The sequence below is a fragment of the Streptomyces sp. NPDC018000 genome (assembly GCF_044328025.1).
Taxonomy (GTDB): domain Bacteria; phylum Actinomycetota; class Actinomycetes; order Streptomycetales; family Streptomycetaceae; genus Streptomyces.
In genome coordinates this window covers 1-4,591 of the sequence record NZ_JBIRGM010000052.1, presented here as the reverse complement: position 1 = coordinate 4,591, position 4,591 = coordinate 1, and the positions used below count along the sequence as shown (strand labels likewise).

Here is a 4,591-nt window from a genome sequence, read left to right as displayed (position 1 = left end):
ACCCCGCAACCACCAGGGACTCACCACCGGACGTCCCGCAGCACCGACCGGTGAAAACCACCGTGCCACCGGCTCCCCGTGGACGCATAGGCCGCACGTGTCCTTTGCATGTGATGTCTGCGACACCATGACTCGATGGCCTGCGGCTCGCAGGAAACGGTTGGCGACGAGACACCGGTTCCGTGCAGATTGACCTTGCGAATTCGGCGAGAGGGTGGGGAACCGATGGCGTTCGGAGGGCATCAAGCGGGTGGCGTGGACGAAGGCGACGACGAGGTCCATGAGCGCTGGTTGCGGTTGCTGAATCGCTCAACTGGAGAGCCCGGTTATCGGGATGAATGGTTCGACGAGCAGTGTGGTGGATGCCGATTCTGGATCGCGCTGCGCGGAGAGCTGGGCCTGGACTGGGGGGTCTGCACTCGTGCCGACTCGCCGTTCGACGGACGGGTGCGCTTCGAGCACGACGGCTGCGAGCTCTTCGCCGTTCGCGAGGATGGAACGTTCGGCTGAACACGTGGCCAGGACGGCCTCTTCGTAGCCCGCTGTAACGACTTCGTCTGGCCCTGACTGAGGAGCGGTTTGGAGTAGCCGTGATGACGTCGACGCCCCTCCTGGGAGCCGTGTCCGACCACGCTGATACAACCTCGTCATGACGTACCGATTCACCGCTCGTGTCGCCAGCACGGAGATCGATCCTGACGGCTACTTCACCGAGGCAGGCCTTTCGGAGCACGAGGATGGCAGCGGCTTCATCCTGATGTTTATGGCAGGCGAGGAAGAGCCCGACGACCAAGAAGTCGCGCTGGGAATGGACACGCACTGCCTGGTCACTGCTGGCCAGGGGACCGCCTACGGCTGTGTTCGCGAAGCCGCCCTGGAGGGCAATGTGCTCCGCATTTCGCTGGATCCCGAGGCGCTGGAGAGTCTTCGGTTGAACGAGGGCGAGATCGAGGCCGTCATCGAGGCGCCGGCCGAAGACGTCGCCCGGTTCCGCGAGGTCCTCGCGCAGGTGCTCACCTATGGACGAGTGGACGCCATGCCCGCGCTGCTATCGGTCTGATGAGAGGGGTGGGGCCAGCTCAACCGGTTCCTCCCGCCACCAGATCGGGGCCCAGTCATGTCGTCCAGAGGGCTACTCAGGCATCGGTCTGGCCCGGGCCGTCGTAGTAGCCAGGCCGGGCCAGGAGGACCGTAGTGAAGTAGTAGCCCTGCTCTTCATCGGGTTCGTCGTCGGCTTCGAACGGGCGCCAGAAACTCAGCAGCAGATCCGACGCGACGAACGACGCGGGGTCGTCTGGATCGGCGGCGATCGTCGTCAGCGCGGTCATGCGCCTCACGACTTCGCGGGCCGGTAGGGCGAAGACGTCGATGCCGCGGAAGAGGACAGCGTCTGACGAGTTGGACGGGCGTCCGAACTCCACCGATTCAAGGCGGTCGCGCGTGCATCCGATGCTGATCATCAGGCCGCTCGGTCGGAAGATGTGCTGCCCCGGGCGGTCGGACGGCGAGACATCTGTGGGTTCGCGCAGCGACTGGAGTGCGCTGTCAGCTTCCCGACGCGACATGCCTATGTGCAGCGGTCCGACTCCGATGGGAGGGGCGAGCTCGAAGTTCATGGCTGCATGGTGTCACGGGCGACTCCCGGGGATGGATTGAGCTTTTGCCGCTCTCGTGCCGTCGTGGTCTTCATCAGTTCGTCGACGCGGGCGCTGTGCCAGATCACGCCTTCGAACTTCTCGTAAGCGGGGGTCCAAGCGCGGGTGAGCACAGGTTTGAGGTGATTGTGGAATAACAGGTTCCGCCCCGCGTTGCGACGAGTGCGGCTGAACCACAGAGCGCTCTTTTCCTGGCGTTGTTCGTGGCCGCGGTGGCGTTCGGGGAGCCGGCCTTGCGTGCGGCCGGGCCTGAAGGTGACGAGGGGGTTCGACGGCGGGCGCCATGCGTCCGCGTCGGCCCAGTGAGCGATGGCGTCGCTGTGGTCGTGGTTGCTCCTGTAGGGGTAGTCGATGCGCTTGCTGATTTCGCCGTAGAAGGTTTCGCGTTCCGTGGCTGTGCCGCTTGCCAAGCGTCTCCAGTTGGGTGAGGCAAGGAGAGCGGCGACGCTGACGGCTTCGGGATAGACGGCGGCGAACAGGCGGGAGGTGCTGTACGACTTCTTGACCGTCTCGGGCGGAATGAGGACGTGGGCGCGTTCGTCCCAGGTGTGCCAGACGTGGTGCGGGTTCTCGGGAGGTTCCTTGCCCGTCCAAATGTGCCCGCAGAAGGTGAAAGCGGTCAGCAACGCGTCGTAGGTGGTGGCCCAGCTGTGCTGGCGCAGGATGCGCAGGTGCTTGCGCTGGGCGCCGACGATTTCTGGCAGGCCAGCCAGACTGACGGAGCGCTGGTCGGCATCGGGCGGACCGATCCAGACGCTGTGGCGGGTGCAGACGTAGCGATGGTGCGGCAGGAGCCTGGTGACTCTGCCGCCGGGGTGCTTGCTGTCGCAGTGGTGGCAGCCGGGTTGTGGCTGGTGACGGAACATGGCCCAGTCGGGTTGCGGGGTGCGCAGTTCGGGCAGGGCGCCGACGAGGGCGTGCACTGTCCGGCCGGTGACGGCGGCGAGCCGTTCGGGAACGACGACACGACGCATGCCGCCGGAAGCTTCGCGTTCGGTGACGCGGCGCCAGAGGGCGTTGATGTCGAGGCCGTGGATGGTCGCCAGGCGGCCGATGTAGGAGGCGGCGATTTCGTGCTGTGCGGGTGGGACGGGGTCCGGCAGGCGGGCGAGCATCAGGCGACGCGCCTCCGGCGCGAACGGGGCCGTTCGGGGGCGGTGAGGGCCTCGGAACGTTCGGCGGCAAAGTCGACAGGACGACTTCTGCGCCCGCCTGAAGGGCGCCTCCGACGACCACCCGGTCACCTACCAGGACCCGGCCACCGAAGAGAAGACCACCCACGGCACGGCCGACGGCCGCAAGGCGTGCCTTCACCACGTCGCTTTTCTCGGGGTTGCTCGGAGTTCGAGCCCGGGAGGCACGATGACCGTGCAGCTCCGGGGCGTGTGTCCGCGGTCGTTGGGTGAGCGACAGGTGTCGCGGACCGAGGCGGTGGCCGCCTGATGTTGTTCTTCGAGAGCCTGCTGGCGCACCGGAATCGCGGTTGCCGACCAGATCACTCCGTTATGGGCAGGCACTCGGAGAGCAGGTCGACGACGTCGCACCAGGCTCGCTGCGCGTGCCGTGGGTGGTAGCCGACGCCGGGGACCACGGTGTGGTCGACCGGTGGGTGGTGGAAGGCGTGCAAGGCGCCGCCGTAGACCACAAGGCGCCAGTCGACGCCCGCGGCCTGCATCTCGGCGGTGAATGCTTCCCGTTGCGCGGGCGGCATGATCGGGTCTTCCGACCCGACCCCGGCCCACACTGGGCAGCGGATGTGCGCTGCCTCGCCCGGTCGGCCTGTGGTCAGTGCGTTGACTGTCCCGATCGCGCGCAGGTTGACGCCGTCGCGCCCGAGTTCCAGCGCGATTGCGCCCCCGGTGCCGTAGCCGACGGCGGCGATCTGGCCGGGGTCGGTCCGCGGTTCGGCGCGTAACACGTCGAGCGCCGCATGACCGATGCCCCGCATCCGGTCGGGGTCGGCGAGCAGCGGCATGCAACGGGCCAGCATCTCCTCGGGGTCGCCCAAGTAGCGCCCGCCGTGGAGGTCGAAGGCCAGCGCCACGTATCCCAGCTCGGCGAGCGCATCGGCCCGGCGGCGCTCGACGTCGCTGAGCCCCACCCCCTCGGGCCCGACCAGGACCGCGGGCCGGCGGCCGGAACCGGCCGGGAGCGCGAGGTGCCCGATCATCGTCAGGCCGTCGGCCGCGTATTCGACCGTGCGCGTGGTAACTGTCGTCATGAGCCTGGACTGTATTGATCGCCGGGCCCAGTGGGGCCGGTGTTCTGCCGCTGGCAGAAGACACGTCTCCGGCGTTTTCCGGAACCACCCCGTCAGCTGTTCAGCTGAGCCATCAAGTTCCGGTTCGCGGCGCGTGCGGCGGCGAGGTCCTCGTCGCGCTCGGCGAGTGTCGGAGCGGAGGTCGAGGATCCGCTGCTCCAGCTCGCCGATCCGGCGGGTGAGTGTTTCGACGTCGGCGGGGGCACCGAGCCCGGAGGCTTCCCAGACGGCCTGTCCGAGCGCTTCGGACAGGCGTCGCCCGTTTCGAGCGAAGGGGCGACTTGGCTGACCTTGACCAGGCCGTCGCTGTTGCCCGCCAGGCAGTGGAGGTCGCTCCCTCTGGGCACCCTGACCGCGCTGCGCTCTTGAACAACCTGGGGAGCGCGCTGCGTGCCCGTTTCGAGCGAAGGGGCGACTTGGCTGGCCTTGACCAGGCCGTCGAATTGGCCCGCCAGGCACTCGCAGAGAGTCCGGTGGATGGTCCCAGGTACCCGACGATTCTGAGCAATCTTGGGGCGATGCTTTGGGAAGTCGGGCGTCGGGAGGAGGCTCTGGCGGTTGCCATGGAGGCGGTGGCGATCCCCTCTCTGACATCGTTGGGTGAGACACCCTAGCGTGATCAGTTAGCCTGGGTGGACGAACGAGCAGGAGAACCACCCGTATGACCAGCACCAGC

The 4,591-nt window shown here is 67.4% G+C and carries 6 protein-coding genes; 3 read left to right on the top strand and 3 right to left on the bottom strand.

Annotation, left to right across the window (positions count from 1 at the left end):
* The first annotated feature begins 225 nt into the window (after nt 1-225).
* Together ACH4EW_RS32315 and ACH4EW_RS32310 are read left to right on the top strand one after the other, a co-directional pair.
* Nucleotides 226-510, top strand: coding sequence for a DUF3027 domain-containing protein (locus tag ACH4EW_RS32315; protein WP_398263109.1), 285 nt, complete (start codon nt 226-228; stop codon nt 508-510).
* A 139-nt stretch (nt 511-649) separates the two neighbouring features.
* Nucleotides 650-1,060, top strand: coding sequence for a hypothetical protein (locus tag ACH4EW_RS32310; protein ID WP_398263107.1), 411 nt, complete (start codon nt 650-652; stop codon nt 1,058-1,060).
* 76 nt (nt 1,061-1,136) lie between these two features.
* On the opposite strand, the gene ACH4EW_RS32305 is transcribed toward ACH4EW_RS32310, so the two are convergent.
* From ACH4EW_RS32305 to ACH4EW_RS32295, 3 genes are all read right to left on the bottom strand, one after another.
* Nucleotides 1,137-1,616 (bottom strand): hypothetical protein, encoded by a 480-nt coding sequence (locus ACH4EW_RS32305; RefSeq protein ID WP_398263105.1) that lies wholly within the window; start codon nt 1,614-1,616, stop codon nt 1,137-1,139.
* On the bottom strand, nt 1,613-2,770 hold the full coding sequence (locus tag ACH4EW_RS32300; RefSeq protein ID WP_398263103.1) for a hypothetical protein: 1,158 nt from the start codon (nt 2,768-2,770) through the stop codon (nt 1,613-1,615). The genes ACH4EW_RS32305 and ACH4EW_RS32300 overlap by 4 nt, the downstream gene beginning before the upstream one ends.
* Nucleotides 2,771-3,150: 380 nt before the next feature.
* Entirely contained in the window at nt 3,151-3,876 is a 726-nt protein-coding gene (locus ACH4EW_RS32295; RefSeq protein ID WP_398263101.1) for a dienelactone hydrolase family protein, read from the bottom strand.
* A 221-nt stretch (nt 3,877-4,097) separates the two neighbouring features.
* Between ACH4EW_RS32295 and ACH4EW_RS32290 the strand changes: the two genes are divergently transcribed.
* Nucleotides 4,098-4,529 (top strand): tetratricopeptide repeat protein, encoded by a 432-nt coding sequence (locus tag ACH4EW_RS32290; protein WP_398263099.1) that lies wholly within the window; start codon nt 4,098-4,100, stop codon nt 4,527-4,529.
* Nucleotides 4,530-4,591 lie beyond the last annotated feature (62 nt).